The 13,959-nt window shown below is 68.1% G+C and carries 12 protein-coding genes; 4 read left to right on the top strand and 8 right to left on the bottom strand.

Annotation, left to right across the window (positions count from 1 at the left end; all coding sequences use genetic code 11):
- Positions 1-41: 41 nt before the first annotated feature.
- The gene (locus DMH03_RS24660; protein WP_199749001.1) at positions 42-1,421 is read left to right on the top strand and encodes an amidohydrolase; all 1,380 of its coding nucleotides are present in this window, start codon (positions 42-44) and stop codon (positions 1,419-1,421) included.
- Here DMH03_RS24660 and DMH03_RS24655 read toward each other — a convergent pair.
- Entirely contained in the window at positions 1,338-2,054 is a 717-nt protein-coding gene (locus tag DMH03_RS24655; RefSeq protein WP_125794633.1) for an SDR family NAD(P)-dependent oxidoreductase, read from the bottom strand. The two genes, DMH03_RS24660 and DMH03_RS24655, sit on opposite strands and share 84 nt — an antisense overlap.
- A 69-nt stretch (positions 2,055-2,123) precedes the next feature.
- Between DMH03_RS24655 and DMH03_RS24650 the strand changes: the two genes are divergently transcribed.
- Positions 2,124-3,065: an aldo/keto reductase gene (locus DMH03_RS24650; RefSeq protein ID WP_125794365.1), complete on the top strand. Its 942-nt coding sequence runs from the start codon at positions 2,124-2,126 to the stop codon at positions 3,063-3,065.
- Between the two features lie 348 nt (positions 3,066-3,413).
- On the opposite strand, the gene DMH03_RS24645 is transcribed toward DMH03_RS24650, so the two are convergent.
- The 5 genes from DMH03_RS24645 to DMH03_RS24625 all read right to left on the bottom strand — a co-directional run bounded on the left by DMH03_RS24645 (position 3,414) and on the right by DMH03_RS24625 (position 9,338).
- Positions 3,414-4,067, bottom strand: a complete 654-nt coding sequence (locus DMH03_RS24645; RefSeq protein WP_125794632.1) for an alpha/beta fold hydrolase — start codon at positions 4,065-4,067, stop codon at positions 3,414-3,416.
- Positions 4,068-4,142: 75 nt separating this feature from the next.
- Complete coding sequence (locus DMH03_RS24640) at positions 4,143-5,063, bottom strand: ABC transporter permease (RefSeq protein WP_125794364.1); 921 nt, start codon at positions 5,061-5,063, stop codon at positions 4,143-4,145.
- Positions 5,060-6,004 carry an ABC transporter permease gene (locus tag DMH03_RS24635; RefSeq protein WP_125678541.1) on the bottom strand — a complete coding sequence of 315 codons (945 nt, stop codon included), beginning with the start codon at positions 6,002-6,004 and terminating at the stop codon, positions 5,060-5,062. The genes DMH03_RS24640 and DMH03_RS24635 overlap by 4 nt, the downstream gene beginning before the upstream one ends.
- Positions 6,001-7,581, bottom strand: coding sequence for an ABC transporter substrate-binding protein (locus DMH03_RS24630; RefSeq protein ID WP_125794363.1), 1,581 nt, complete (start codon positions 7,579-7,581; stop codon positions 6,001-6,003). Before DMH03_RS24630 ends, DMH03_RS24635 begins: the two co-directional genes overlap by 4 nt.
- Positions 7,578-9,338, bottom strand: coding sequence for an ABC transporter ATP-binding protein (locus DMH03_RS24625; protein ID WP_125794362.1), 1,761 nt, complete (start codon positions 9,336-9,338; stop codon positions 7,578-7,580). The genes DMH03_RS24630 and DMH03_RS24625 overlap by 4 nt, the downstream gene beginning before the upstream one ends.
- Before the next feature lie 235 nt (positions 9,339-9,573).
- Here DMH03_RS24625 and DMH03_RS24620 point away from each other — a divergent pair, with 235 nt between their 5' ends.
- Positions 9,574-10,560, top strand: coding sequence for a methyltransferase dimerization domain-containing protein (locus tag DMH03_RS24620; protein WP_125794361.1), 987 nt, complete (start codon positions 9,574-9,576; stop codon positions 10,558-10,560).
- On the top strand, positions 10,557-11,492 hold the full coding sequence (locus tag DMH03_RS24615; RefSeq protein ID WP_125794360.1) for an alpha/beta hydrolase: 936 nt from the start codon (positions 10,557-10,559) through the stop codon (positions 11,490-11,492). Before DMH03_RS24620 ends, DMH03_RS24615 begins: the two co-directional genes overlap by 4 nt.
- Before the next feature lie 203 nt (positions 11,493-11,695).
- Here the strand turns inward: DMH03_RS24615 and DMH03_RS24610 are convergent, their stop codons facing one another.
- Both DMH03_RS24610 and DMH03_RS24605 read right to left on the bottom strand, forming a co-directional pair.
- Complete coding sequence (locus DMH03_RS24610) at positions 11,696-12,283, bottom strand: TetR/AcrR family transcriptional regulator (protein ID WP_125794359.1); 588 nt, start codon at positions 12,281-12,283, stop codon at positions 11,696-11,698.
- A 41-nt stretch (positions 12,284-12,324) separates the two neighbouring features.
- Positions 12,325-13,959: an amidohydrolase gene (locus DMH03_RS24605; protein ID WP_125794358.1), complete on the bottom strand. Its 1,635-nt coding sequence runs from the start codon at positions 13,957-13,959 to the stop codon at positions 12,325-12,327.

Raw genomic sequence — 13,959 nt, 5'->3', positions numbered from 1 at the left:
CTACAGTCGTAGGAGAAAAAGTCCAGATCCTGGAGGAAACCATGCCGTCGCAACGTATTCGTCCCGCATCGCTGGTGGTTCGCGGCGGTCCGATCCGCACCTTCGACCAGGCGGGCACGGTCGTGCGGGCGATGGCCGTCCGCGACGACCGGATCGTCGCCCTCGGTGATGTCGCACTGGACCACATCGGCCCGGAGACCGAGGTGGTCGATCTCGCGGGCAGAACGACTTTGCCTGGCATCAACGATTCGCACCTCCACGCGACCTGGCTCGGCGCCCGGTGGCCGGACACGCTCATCGGTGGCGCCGGATTCACCGGGGGAGAAGAGAAAACGGTACGGACCGCGGCCGAGCGGCGGGCCGCCATCCTGCGCGCGGGTGATCTGTGCGCGTCACTGGGCGTCACGAGCTACACCGAACCGGGTCTCGGCCCGGGGGAGACGGGATGTTTCGGTGCCGAGGTGCTGGAGGAGTACGCGGCGCTGGCCGCGGAAGGGCTGCTTCGCGCGAGGGTCACCGCGTTGCGACTCTTCGGTCTGCTCGACGGTGCCAGTTCGCTGGCGGACTTCGAGCGTGGGCTGGCGTCGCCGTCACCGGTCGCGGATCCGTTGTGGCTCACCGTGCCCGGCGTGAAGGTCTTCGCCGACGGCATCCCGCCGATGCGCTCCGCGTGGACACATCACTGCTACGCCGACGGTTCGCACGGTGCGCTGCTCGTCGACGGCGGCGACGATCCGGAACGCGCGGACAACCTCGCCGCGATGATCCGTCTCGCTCATGACGCCGGGATGACGGTCGCCGTGCATGCCACCGGGGATCGCAGCATCGAGGCCGCGCTCGGGTCGCTTCGCCGCGGTGACCACCTGGTGCACGGCGATCTGGTGACGGCGGATCAGCTGGCGCGGATGGCGTCGGCGGGGATCGGCCTGACCACGCAGCCCGCGATCGCGGTCGCCATGCGGGGCATGCTGTCGGACGCGCTCGGCGCCGAGGTCGGTGCTCGCGCCTGGCCGCTGGCGGACATGCTGAGTTCGGGTGTCCCGCTGACCTTGAGCAGTGACGCGCCGGTGGTCACTCCCGACTGGCGGGTGCACATCGCCGCGGCCGCGCGCATGCTGAATGTGTCCGAAATGGACGCCGAGCTGATGGAACGGTTGCTGCGCTGCTACACGGTCGCGGCCGCCGGGCAGGACGGGGCGGCGGGCTGGAAGGGATCGCTGACCGTGGGCCGGGTCGCCGACTTCTGTGTGCTGGCGGCTGACCCGCTCGAGGTCGCGTTCGCGGACCTGCCGGACGTCGGTGTCGAACTCACCGTGTCCGGCGGCCGCGTCGTGTACTCAGGTGAGCAGTTGCCCGCCGTCGACCTGGAGGCTCACCCCGGTGAGATGGCAGGCGTCGGCGGAGGCGAGGAACAGGACTGACGGCACCACGTCGGCGACGGAAGCGATGGTTCCCAGCGGAATCCTCGCTTCCCACGCCGCGCGGGCGGCGGTGTCCGAGGCGAAACCGGCGGTCATCGGGGTGAGCACCGGGCCGGGCGCGACGGCGTTGACTCGGATGCCGTGTGGTGCCAGTTCGAGAGCGGCGGAGCGAGTGAGCGCCTCGACGGCGGCCTTGGTGGCCTCGTAGTGACCGAGCCCCGGGGTCGGCTGCCGGGCGCCGATGGAGGTGATGTTGACGATGGCGCCTCGGGTGCCGGCTTCCAGCATATGCGCGCCGACCGCGCGGGTCATCAGGAAGGTGCCGCGGAAATTCACCCGCATGCACAGATCGAAGATGCCGATGTCCAGCCCCACCAACGGACCGCCGCCCCCGGCAAGGCCGGCGTTGTTGACCAGGACCTCCACCGGGCCGAACTTTTCGGTGATCAACGCCAGCGCCGCGTCGACCGAGCCGGGATCGGAAATATCGAGTTCGACGTGCTCCGCGCCGAGTTCACCGGCCAGGTCGTGGGCCGCGCGGGCGTCGACGTCGGCGATGACCACACGGTCACCCGCGGACTGGAAGGCTTCGGCGACTCCGCGGCCGATGCCACTGGCACCGCCGGTCACCACTACGAGTCTCTTGTTCATTCTACGATCGTAGACTAAAACTTGTTTCCGTTGCCAGCGAAAGGAAATCTCGTGCACGAGAAGCAGAACGGGCTGGGCTTCGCCACTTCGGCGCTGGGCCTGGGATCGTGGAACACCTGGGACCGCATGGACTTCGACGACGCGGTGCGCCTGCTCCGGCACGCGATCGGCGCCGGGGTCACCCTGTTCGACGTGGCCCACTACAACATGGGGCCCCATGCCGAACAGTCACGCACGGATCTCCTCTTCGGCGAGGCGGTCCGAGCGGCCGGGATCAACCGCGACGAATACCAGCTGTGCGGCAAACTCTGGCTCTGGGACTACCCGAACACCGGTTTCGCCGAGCAGCTCGCGACCTCGTTCGACCGCGTCGGCGTCGACCGCGCGGAAGCCGTCGTGGTCGGCGACTACTTCGAGCGCCCGGACATCCCGCGGATCGTCACCGAGGTGGCCGAACAGATCCGGCTCGGCCGCTTCGACGTCTGGGGCGTGAACAACTGGCAGGCCGCGGACCTCGACCGGGCACTGGGCTTCGCTTCGCGCGAAGGACTTCCGGCGCCTGCTTTCGCCCAGCTCAAGTACAGCGTCGCGCGGCGGTCCATGGCGGAAGGTCCTTTCTACGGCGCGCATTTCGAAGCCGGACGGTTGACCTTGCAGGCGTCGGACGTGTTCGAGGGCGGCGTGCTGCTCGGCAAGACTCCGTCGCGGAAGATCGGCGCCGACCCGGGCGGGATCCGGGACGCGATCCGTTCCGCCGCTTCGCGAGTTGTTGCGGTGGCAGGGGACTTCGGGGTGAGTCCTTCGCAGCTGGCTGTCGCGTTCTGCCTGGCGTACGCGCCGGTGGCGAACGTTTTGTTCGGGGTGAGCCGGATGGCTCAGTTGGAGGACAACCTGGGCGCTGTCGCACTGGCCGCTTCACACGGGGCTGAGGTGCGGGCGGCTTTGGAGGATCTCTGGCTGGACCGTTCGGTCGCCGCCGATGGGACCTTCTGACGCCTCTCGGGACCGCAATGAAGGACGCTTTCCTAGCAAAATTTGCTATGAAAGCGTCCTTCATTGCGGCTGCGGGAGTGCGGGACGCGGCGGAGGCCTGCCGCTCCTTCGCGACGCGAGGCCGCCACCCCCTACTTGGCGTGCCATGAAAGGTCCTTTCCTTGCAAAATTTGCAAGGAAAGGACCTTTCATGGCATCGGTCGTGCCTCGCGAGACGTTGCGAAAGCCACTTTCGCAACACGGCGGGGGCCGCCTGCCTCCCGGGTGTCATGAAAGGGTCGTTCAGGACAAAAGATGTCCTGAACGACCCTTTCATGACACGCCGGCCGGTGCCGCCGAGGCGCAACCTCAGCCGAGGAACTCCAGTACCGCTGCCTTGAACTCCGGACTCCGCAAAGCCCCACCGTGATCCCCGGGCACTCGCACGAGATCCGCCCCCGGCACCAGTTCCACCAAAGTCTCGATACCCTGGCTCACCGGATCCTCCACCCCCGCGACGAACCGCGTCGGCACGGACACCGCACCGGAAACCGGTGAGAAAGGCTCCGCCCGCAGGTCTTCGATGCACCGCGCGAGCGCGGCGGGATTGCGTCCCGGCGCGGTGATCATGTGCGCGATCATCCCGGTGAGCGGATCCGCCGGTGCCTTGCCGCCGTCGGCGAACGCCAGCGCGGCCGCGATGTCTACGGCGCCGAACGGTTCGAACGGGCTCACGCCGGCGAGTACGAGCCGCCGGACCGGGGCTTGCGCGGGCAGTTCCCAGGCCAGCCGCGCGCCGAGCGAGTACCCGGCAATGTCCACTTCGGACAGATCCGAGACCAGCCGGGTCAGTTCCGAAGTGATCGCGGCGGCACCCAGCGAACCCGAGGGAGCCGGGCTGGAGCCGTGCGCGGGGAGGTCGGGCACGAGCACTTCGCGGCCCGCGGCGGTGAGGGCGGCGGGCCAGCCCGTGGTGATCCAATCGGTGTGCCCGTCGGAGGCGAATCCGTGCACCAGCAGCACAGGCGGTCCCGAAACGGTCTCGGGGGCGAAGCGGCGCACGGCCAAGGAAGTAGTGGCAGACAACGGAATCCTTTCTCAGTTGCCGGAGGGGCGGCGGGTGCGCAGGCGCTGCATCTCGCTCAGTGTCCGCGCGCGGGCGTCGACGGCGATCCGCAGCGACGAGCCGATCAGGTTCAGCAGGAACACGCACACCATGATCGTCACGCCGGGCACGATCACCAGCCAGGGCGCCTGCACGAGGTACGACCGGCCTTCGGCGATCATGTTCCCCCAGGTCGGGGTCGGGGGAGCGATGCCGAGACCGAGGAAGCTCATCGCCCCGTCCACCAGCATCGCCGCCGCGGACAGGATCACCACCTGCACCAGCGCCAGCGGCAGCACGTTCGGGAACACGTGCACGACGAGGATCTTCCCCTTGCTCATCCCCGAAACCCGGGCGGCACCGATGTAGGCACGCCCGGCGATGCCGAGCACCCGGCTGCGGATGACGCGGGCGGTGAACGGCGTGAAGATCACCGTCAGCGCGATGAGTTCGGTCCAGATGCTCGCGCCGAGCGAGATCGCCAGCGCCATCGCGAGGATGATCGCCGGGAACGACATCCAGGCGTCCATCACCCGCATCAGCACCGCGTCGGCGGCGCGGAAGAACCCGCTGATCAGGCCGATCACCAGGCCGGTGAAGGCCGCGCACAGGGTGATCAGCGCGGACAGCCCGAGCGACGCCCGCCCGCCGGAGACCAGCCGGGCGAGCACGTCACGGCCGAACGAGTCCGTGCCGAGGGGATGCGCGGCCGACGGCGGCAGGAGCCGGTTGACCGGGTCGGTCGCGCTGACGCTCGGCAGGAAGAACGGCAGCACGATCACGGCCAGGACGATCACCGCCAGCAACCCGGTCGTGATCACCAGCATCCGGTTGCGCCGGAACACCCTGGCGGCCCGGCCGGACGGCGGCGTTTCGCGTACCGGCGACGTCTTTTCCACCAGTGCCACGCTCACGAGACACGCACCTTCGGGTCGAGCAGCGCGTACGACAGGTCCACCAGCAGGTTGACCAGCACGAACAGCACCGCGACGAACAGGGTCACACCCTGGATCAGCGGGAAGTCGCGAGTGGACACCGCGCCCATCAGCAGATGGCCCAGCCCCGGCACGACGAAGATGGACTCGATGATCACGATGCCGCCGACCAGCATGGCGAAGTTGCTGCCCAGCTGGGTGATCAGCGGCATCAGCGCGTTCGGCAGGACATGCTTGGTCATGACCTGCCGCTCCGACAGCCCCTTCACCCGCGCGGTGCGCAGATACGCCAACGGCAGTTCGCCGAGCAGGCTTTCCCGCAGGGTGAGCACGAACAACGCGGTCTGGCCGATGACCAGCACGGTCAGCGGCAGTACCAGCGCGGGCACCGCCGTCGCGGGATCGGTGAACAGGTTCTCGTAGCCGCTGGAGGGGAACCAGCGCAGCGTCACCGAGAACACCAGCACGAGCATCAGCGAGATCCAGAAGTCCGGCATCGCCATCCCGAGCGCGGACAACCGGTCCAGCGCCCGCGCCACCGGATTGCGTGGCGACACCGCCTGCCACGAGGTGATCGCGACCGAGAGGAAGAAGCTGATCACGGTGGACAGCACGGCAAGGGTCAGCGTCGGCAGGATGTGGTCGGCGACCACACCGAGCACCGGAGCGTGGTAGGTGATCGACGTGCCGAAGTCGCCCTGCAGCACGTTCCCGGCCCAACTGAAGTACTGCTCCCAAAGCGTCCCGTTCAATCCCATGCTCTCTCGCAGAGCGTCCACATCGGACGGTCGCGCGGTCGGGCCGAGGATGGCCTGCGCCGGGTCGCCGGGGATCAGCCGGATGACGAAGAACATCATCGTCCCGACGATCACCAGGATGATCACCAGATCGCGCAGCCTGCGCAGTAGCAGACCGGTCATGACGCCAGCCAGGTGTTCCAGAAGACGCGATAGAAGTCGCCGTAACCCTTGAGCTTGGGGGAGTAGGCCGCGTACAGCTTCGACTGGCTCAGGGTGATCACCGACAGCTGCTTCCAGGTGAACGCCTGCAGCTTGTCGACCACTGCTTTCGCCTGCTCCGGCGTGGTCGAGGCGTTGAACTCGGCCATGAGCGCGTCAAGCTCGGGAGAGGACGAACCGTTCAGCGTGCCCAGGGTGAGCGCGGGCATCTGCGCCGGCGAGGTCAGCGCCGAGTCGAAGAACAGCGTGGTGATGTCCCAGCCGCCCGGTTCCTTGGTCAGCGTGCCGAGCATGGTCGCGAAGTCGAAGGTGTCGATCTTGGTGTTGATGCCGATCTTCGACAGGCTGTCCTGGATCAGCACCGCCCACTTGCCGAACTCCGGGTACGAGTTCGTGGTGACGATCCGGATCGTGGCGCCGGCCGTGATCCCGACCTCGGCCAGCAGTTGCTTGGCCTTCTCCGGATCGTGCTTCTTATAGACCTCTTCGCCCGCGGTCGAATAGAACTGCTTGTTGTCCGGCGAGGCGAACGCGCCGGTCTCGACGGTGAGGTCCTTGCTGCCGCCGGTGGCCGCGTTGATCGCGGGCTTGTCCAGCAGCAGGTTCAGCGCCTCGCGGGCACGGGGGTCGGCGAACTTCGAACCGGTGTTGAAGTTCGGGATCACCACGTTGTCGTTGCCGCCGGGCAGGTTGTGCACGACCACGGCCGGGTTGTTGCGCAGCGGCTCGTACTGGTCGTTCGTGGGCATGATGTGGTCCCACTGGCCGGTCTGGAGGCCGTTGATCAGCGCGTCCTGGTCGGAGACCACCTTGTAGGTCACGGTGTCCAGGTACGCGTGTTTGGCGCCCGCCTGTCCACCCCAGTCCTCTTCGGACCGGGACTTGTAGCCGGAGTACCGCTCCAGCACCAGCTCGCGGCCGATGTCCCAGCTCTTGAGCTTGTACGGCCCGGTCCCGATCGCCTTGTCCTGGGCGAAACCGGTCGGCGCGACGCCGGCGAGGTTCTTCGCCTCGTAGATCTCCGTGCCCGCGCCGGCGAGTTCGTTGATCAGCGGATAGCGCGGCTGCTTGAGCTTGATGGTCACCGTCGCCGGGTCGGCCGGCGTGATCGCCTCGATGTCCGGCGTGACCAGCTGACCGGTGCGGTGCACCTGCTGCCACCGCTTCAGGCTCGCCACGACGTCCTCGGACGTCAGCGGGTTGCCGTCATGGAAGGTGACGCCCTGGCGCAGCTTGAAGGTGTAGGTGAGCCTGTCCGGGCTGGTGGTGTAGTCCTCGACCAGCATGGGCCGGGCGGTGAAGCCCTTGTCGACCTCGAACAGCTTCTCGTACATCATGTTGCCGATATGCGCGGTCACCTGGCCGGGGTTCGCGACCATGTCGAGGGACTGCGGATCGGTGGGCACGGCGACGTTCAGGTTGCCGCCGGGCTTCGGCGGCCCGTCGGCGGCCCCACCGCCCGCCTGGCTTCCCATGCACGAGCTGATCAGCAGGACGGTCGCCAGGCCGAACGCGGCCTTGGTCAGGGTTCGTCTCATGGGTTCCGCACTCCAGTGTGGGGGTGGGCGGGCAGTTCGGGGTTCGCCGCGAGGAGACGGCGGGTGTACTCGTGCCGGGCACGGAGCCGGATCTCGTCCGGTCCGCCGATTTCGATCAGTTCGCCCCGGTACATCACGCCGACGCGATCGGCGACGGAGAGCACCAGGCTGAGGTTGTGCGTGATGAACAGGAAACTGAGCGCGCGGGTGCGCCGCAGTTCCAGCAGCAGGTTCATCACCTGGCCCTGCACCGACACGTCGAGCGCGGAGGTGGGCTCGTCGGCGACGATGAGGTCGGGTTCGGCGGCGATCGCGCGGGCGATCGAGACACGCTGCCGCTGCCCGCCGGAGAGTTGCGAGGGGATTTTCTTCGCGGTGTCGGACGGGAGACCGACCTCGTCGATCAGTTCCGTGACACGGCGGTCCAGCTCGGCGCCGCGGAGGCCGGTGAGTTCCCGCAACGGCTCGGCGATGATCCGGGCGGCGGTGTGCCGGGGATCGAGCGAACTCTGCGGATCCTGGAAGATGAGCTGTGCGCGGCTGCGGAACGCGCGCTCGTCGCCGTCGAGCCCGGACGGCGTGCACCGGTGCGCGCCGAAGGTGATGGTGCCTTTGGTGGGCGTCTCGAGCGCGCTCACCAGCCTGCCGAGCGTGGTCTTGCCCGAACCGGATTCCCCGACCAGGCCGAAGAACTCGCCGGGCGCGATCTCCAAGGAGACGTCCTTGACCGCGTGCACCTCGGGATCGCGGCTCAGGGAGAACCGGCCGCGTCGTCCGTACACTTTGGACACCGAATCGATGACGAGCGCGGTGCCCTCGCCGGTGCCTTCGGTCTTCGCGCGGCTCAACGACCTGGTTTCGGTCGCGACCGCCGATTCGCCGTTCATCGCGGCTTCGAGCAGTGCTTCGGAGATGGTGGGGAACCCGTCACGCCTGCTCACCCCGAGCTGCGGGACGCAGTCGAGCAAGGCCTTGGTGTAGGGATGCTTCGGCGCGTGCAGAATGTCCTCTGTGGACCCGAGTTCGACGAGTTCGCCGCGGTACATCACCGCGATCCGGTCGGCGACCTGCGCGGCCACCCCCATGTCGTGCGTGATGAAGACGCAGGCGGTGCCGTGGTCGCGGCGGACGCGGTCGAACAGGGTGAGGATCTCCGCCTGCGTGGTCACGTCCAAGGCCGTGGTCGGCTCGTCCGCGATCAGGAGGGCCGGGTCGGCCATCAGCGCCAATGCGATCATCACGCGCTGCTGCATCCCGCCCGACATCTGGTGCGGGTACAGGGAAAGCACCCGGTCGGTGTCGGTGAGCCCGACCTCCTGCAGCAAACCGCGTGCTTTCGCCTCGGCTTCACGGTGCAGCGGCGTGCCCTTGCGTGCGGCCTGGCGTGGCAGGGAACCGGGTTTCCGGTACGCCTCGATCAGCTGCTTGCCGACCCGTTGGCTCGGGTTGAGCGAATCCAGCGCCTCCTGGAAGATCATGCCGATCCGCGGGCCGCGGTAGGCGCGCATCTCGTCGGCGGAAAGCCGCGTGACGTCCACGCCGTCGACGGTGATCGCGCCGCGGGTGAACACCGGTGCGACGAACTCCAGTAACCGGATGATCGACAAGGCCGTGACCGTTTTACCGCTGCCGGATTCGCCGACCACGCACAGTGTCCGGCCTTGTTCGAGGTCGAACGAGAGTTCGCGGACCAGTTCGCGTTCGGTTTCGTCGGCGATCACGCCGACGGTCAGTTCTCGTAATTCGAGCAGGGTCATGAATCCCCTTTCCCGAGCCCGCCCGAAGCGGGCCGCACTGCCGGGGAACGAGCCTCCGGCGGGGGTAGTTCTACGCATGTTGACACTGGGCGGGGGTGCTGTCAATGGGTATATTCTACGAATGTAGGAAGTTGATATCCGGCAGGTTTTTCCTGGTGGTGGGCGAAAACTTGCACTGGATTCTTTTGTCTACGTCTGTAGACTCTCGGCGGAAACGAGCTTAAGGAGGGCACCCGTGAGCGGGTCGACCAAGACTGCCGGTCCCGAGCGGATCGTGGACATCGCCGTGGGGTACATGGCGGCAAAGCAACTCTTCGCGGCGAGCCGGATCGGCCTGTTCACCGCACTCGCCGACGGGCCGCTGACGGCCGCGGAACTGGCGGGGAAGACCGGCAAACCGGAGAAGATCACCCGCATCCTCGGTGACGCCATGTCATCACTCGGTCTGCTGTCGCGTGTGGACGGACGGTACGCGCTGGCTGCCGACGCCGCGGCGTACCTCGGCGGCGGAGACCTCGATCTGGCACCGTTCCTGACGTTCCTGGACTCGATCAGCTACCCGCATTGGCTGCAATTCGGTCACACGGCCGACAGTGGCGAGCCCGGGAAGCTGGAGATGGACGACGCGCGCTGGGGCACCTTCATGTCCGGCGTCATGACGTATAACGCCCTGCACGCCAAGATGCTGGCCGGCGCGTTCGATTTCGGCCCCCACCGGAGGCTGCTGGACCTGGGCGGGCTCTCAAGTGCGTTCGCGGTCGAAGCCATGAAGGCCAACGACGAACTGCGCACCACGTTCGTCTTCGACCCGGGCTTCACCGAGTCGGTCACCACCGCGGCGGCCGAGGCGGGCCTGGCGGACCGCGCGACCGTCGTCGGCGCGGAAACACCCACCGCGCGGCCCGAAGGCGAGTTCGACCTGGTGATGGTCAACCACGTCGTCCACCGGTTCGACGCGAAGCAGAACGCGGAGATCCTGCGCAACGCCCGTGCCGCCGCGGCGCCGGGGGCGACTTTGCTGCTGCTCGACTTCTTCCTCGACGACGATGCGGTCCAGCGCCCGATCGACGCGCTGCACGCGGGGGAGTACCTGGTGATCGACGGGACGGTCGTCTACCCGGAGGGCGAGGTCCGGGATTGGCTGAACGGGGCGGGCTGGCGGGTCACCGACCGGCTGGCGCTGCCGGGCAGTCCGCGGGTGCTCGTCGCGGAAGCGGTGTGACCGTGACCCTCGATCCCGCCGTCAAGGAGCTGCTCGCCCGCAGTCCGCAGCCCGAAGCGCCCGCTGTTCCCCCGACGGCCGCCGAGTTGCGAGCCGCGTTCGCCGCTTCGTGGCGACGTCCGGAGTCGGTCGAAGAGGTCGCCTCGGTCGCCGACCACGTGCTGCCTTCCGGCGTGCGCGTGCGGATCTACCTGCCCGAGTCGGCCACTCCGGTGCCCGTGTTCGTCTGGATCCACGGCGGCGGGTGGACGATCGGCTCGATCGACGAGAACGAGGTCGCGTCGCGGACGGTGTGCAACGTGGCCAAGGTCGCCGTGGTCGCGGTGGACTACCGGCTCGCGCCCGAGCATCCGTTCCCGGCGGCTCCGGACGACTGCTACGCCGTCGTCGAATGGCTCGCGTCGGGTGGTGCGGGTCCCGCGGTCGATGCCGGGCGGATCGCGATCGGCGGGGAGAGCGCCGGCGGCAACCTGTCGACGGTGGTCTCGATGATGTCCCGCGACCGGGGTGGCCCGCCGCTGGCCGCGCAGGTGCTGATCTGCCCGGTCTACGGTCACCCGGACGACGGCTTCCGGTCCTATGTGGACTTCGCCGAGGGCTTCGGCATGACCGCCGGGGCGATGCGGTTCTTCTTCGAGCAGTACGTGTCGGATCCGGCTCAGCTGAACGACCCGTATCTCCTGCCGCTGCGGGCCTCGGATTTGACGGGGCTCCCGCCGGCGCTGGTGCTCACGGCCGAGTACGACGTCCTGCGGGACGAGGGGGAGGAGTTCGCGCGGCGCCTGACCGACGCCGGGCCGCAGGTCGAGCTGACGCGGTACTCGGGGCAGATCCACGGGTTCTACGGTCTCTACACCGATCTCCCGGCTTCGCCGCGCTCGCACCGGCACGTGGCGAGCTTCCTGACCCGGATCTTCGACCGCCGCAATTAGTCACCTACTTGCGGCAACGTCCTCGTAGAGGTTTCGCCATCGGGTAGGCGGCCGTCACTCGCGTGTCTGGAGCCGTAACTCGCGTGTGTGCGGCCGTAACTCGCGTGTCTGTGGCCGGATGACACCTGGCCGTGAAGGCCTCCTTCCCTACTCTGAAGGTAGGGAAGGAGGCCCTCGCGGCGTCAGATGCGGGAAAGGGTGCGTCAGGGGCGGGTGAGGCGGTCGAAGAACGACTCGAGGTGCTGCCGCTGCAAAGCGATCGTCGAGAACTCCCCGGCGACCAGGCTCATCACGTTCGCCCCGGCGTTGATCAGCACGACCTCGTCGACCAGCTGCTCGTCGGGGATTTCGGTGACGATGTCGCCGTCCTCCCGGCCCTCGGTGAGGTACCGGTGCAGCAGGCCCCGCCACGAGCGGATGTGCTCGAGGTACTTGTCCTGCAGTTTCGGGTTGGTCAGCGAAAGCTGCCAGAAGGTGAGCAGGACGCGCCCCGCGGCGATGCGGTCCTCGTCGATGGGCATCGACGAGACGCACAGCTCGCGGAGCGCGGTCAGGCCGCGCAACTCGTCCAGTTCCACGTACTCGCGCATCATGCCGAGCGCGCGTTCGTAGGTGGCCTGGATGATGTCTTCCTTGCTCGGGAAGTACAGCTTGAGCGCGCCGTTGGCGAAGCCGGCGGCCGCCGCGATCTCGCGCATGGTGGCGGCCTCGATCCCGCCCTGGGTGATCAAATCCCAGGTGACGTCGACGATGTGGCTACGCCGCTCGTCGTGGTCGATGATCTTCGGCATCGGCAGACCTCCCGCACTGGTTCTTCTACCAGTGTAGGAGATCAGGCCTGGTGATACACGCGGTGCCCGGCGAACCACGTTTGTGTCACCTTTGTCTTGACGAGCGCGGCGGGATCGGTTCGGAACGGATCGCGGTCGAGGACGACGAAATCCGCCGACTTCCCGGGCACCAATGAGCCGGTGACGTCACCCAGTCCCATCGCGCGGGCGGCCGCCAGAGTGAAGACCTCGACCGCTTCGGCCAGGGTGATCGCCTGCTCCGGCCACAGCGCTCCGGGGAACGTGCCGGTCGGATCCTGGCGGGTGACGAGGCCGTGGATGCCCTCCCACGCGTTCGGCGATTCGCTGACCGGCCAGTCCGAACCGCCCGCGACCAGCGCGCCCTCGTCCAGCAGCGACCGGTTCGGCTGCATCCGCCCGGCGCGATCGCCGGGGAGCACCTCGGCGATGGCCGCCGGGATGACGCCGGGCACCCACAGGAACGGCGAGATGTCCGCGGCGACGCCCAGCGCGGCGAAGCGGGGGAGGTCGTCGGGGTGGACGAACTGGCCGTGCGCGACCTGGAACCGCGCTTCGGTGAAGCCCTCGGCACGCACCTTCTCGACGGCGTCCAGCGTTGCGCGCACCGACGCGTCCCCGGTGCAGTGCACCTTGGCCGACAGCCCCGCCTCGGCCGCGGTACGCAGCCAGCCCACGAGTTCGTCACCCGGCATGGTGGTGGCGCCGTGGTGACAGGCTCCGTGCGCGGTGTCCGGCAGGTACGGCTCCAGGAACGCGGCGGTCCTGGTCGGCGGGACGCCGTCGAGGAAGATCTTCACGAAGTCCGGCCGATGGTGCTCGCTCCGGTACTTCCCGGCGACCTCCAGCAGCGGTGCCCCGATCGGGTCGAAACCGAAGATCGGGTCGTTGATCAGCAGCGACGAGACGACCCACGCGCGCAGTTCGCCCGCGTCGTCGAGCGATTTCAGCGCGCGCAGGATGTCCGAGGAGACGCCGGCGTCCTGGAACGCGGTCACGCCGTACGAGTGCAGGGTGCCGATGCCGTGCCGTGACGCCGCCACATGCTGATCCGCGGTGAGCGTCCGGGTCTCGCTGAGCGCCCGCTCGACGGCGACGCCCGCCGCCTCGAGCAGAATGCCGACGGGCTCACCGGTCGAAGGATCGCGGACGATCTCCCCGCCCGCCGGGTCGGGCGTCGACGAGGTGACGCCCGCCAGTTCCAGCGCCCGGCTGCTGACCCAGCGGTTGTGCCTGCTGTCATCGGAAAGCATGACGGGTCGTCCGCCGGCGGCCTCGTCGAGCGCGTGCCGCGCCGAAGACCGTGAAAGGGTGCCGACCAAAGTGGACGCCCAGGCGCCGCCGACCACCCACTCGTCCGGCCCGAGCCCGGCGGCCCGCGAGTGTACGGCCGCGAGGATGTCGTCCAGTCCGGCGTCGAGGCCGAAGTTCAGTTCGAACAGGGCCGCGCGGCCGGCGAGGGCGTGGTGGTTGTGCACGTCGACCAGGCCGGGCATCACGAAAGCGCCTTCGAGATCGACGACCTCGGTGTTCGGCCCGCGTTCGATGTCCTCCAGGGACAGCACCTTGCCGTCCTTGATCGCCAGCGACGATGCCCATGGTCTGGCACCGTCCACTGTGTACACGGTGGCGTTGGTGAGGACGATGTCGGCGGTCAA

Source organism: Amycolatopsis sp. WAC 01376 (genome assembly GCF_003947415.1).
Lineage (GTDB): Bacteria > Actinomycetota > Actinomycetes > Mycobacteriales > Pseudonocardiaceae > Amycolatopsis.
This window is presented reverse-complemented; position numbering and strand designations above follow the sequence as displayed.

Excerpts from the sequence above, each read along its gene's own strand:
- DMH03_RS24660 (WP_199749001.1), top strand. The coding sequence starts at position 42 with ATGCCGTCGCAACGTATTCGTCCCGCATCGCTGGTGGTTCGCGGCGGT.
- DMH03_RS24635 (WP_125678541.1), bottom strand. The coding sequence starts at position 6,004 with ATGACCGGTCTGCTACTGCGCAGGCTGCGCGATCTGGTGATCATCCTG.
- DMH03_RS24630 (WP_125794363.1), bottom strand. The coding sequence starts at position 7,581 with ATGAGACGAACCCTGACCAAGGCCGCGTTCGGCCTGGCGACCGTCCTG.
- DMH03_RS24625 (WP_125794362.1), bottom strand. The coding sequence starts at position 9,338 with ATGACCCTGCTCGAATTACGAGAACTGACCGTCGGCGTGATCGCCGAC.
- DMH03_RS24610 (WP_125794359.1), bottom strand. The coding sequence starts at position 12,283 with ATGCCGAAGATCATCGACCACGACGAGCGGCGTAGCCACATCGTCGAC.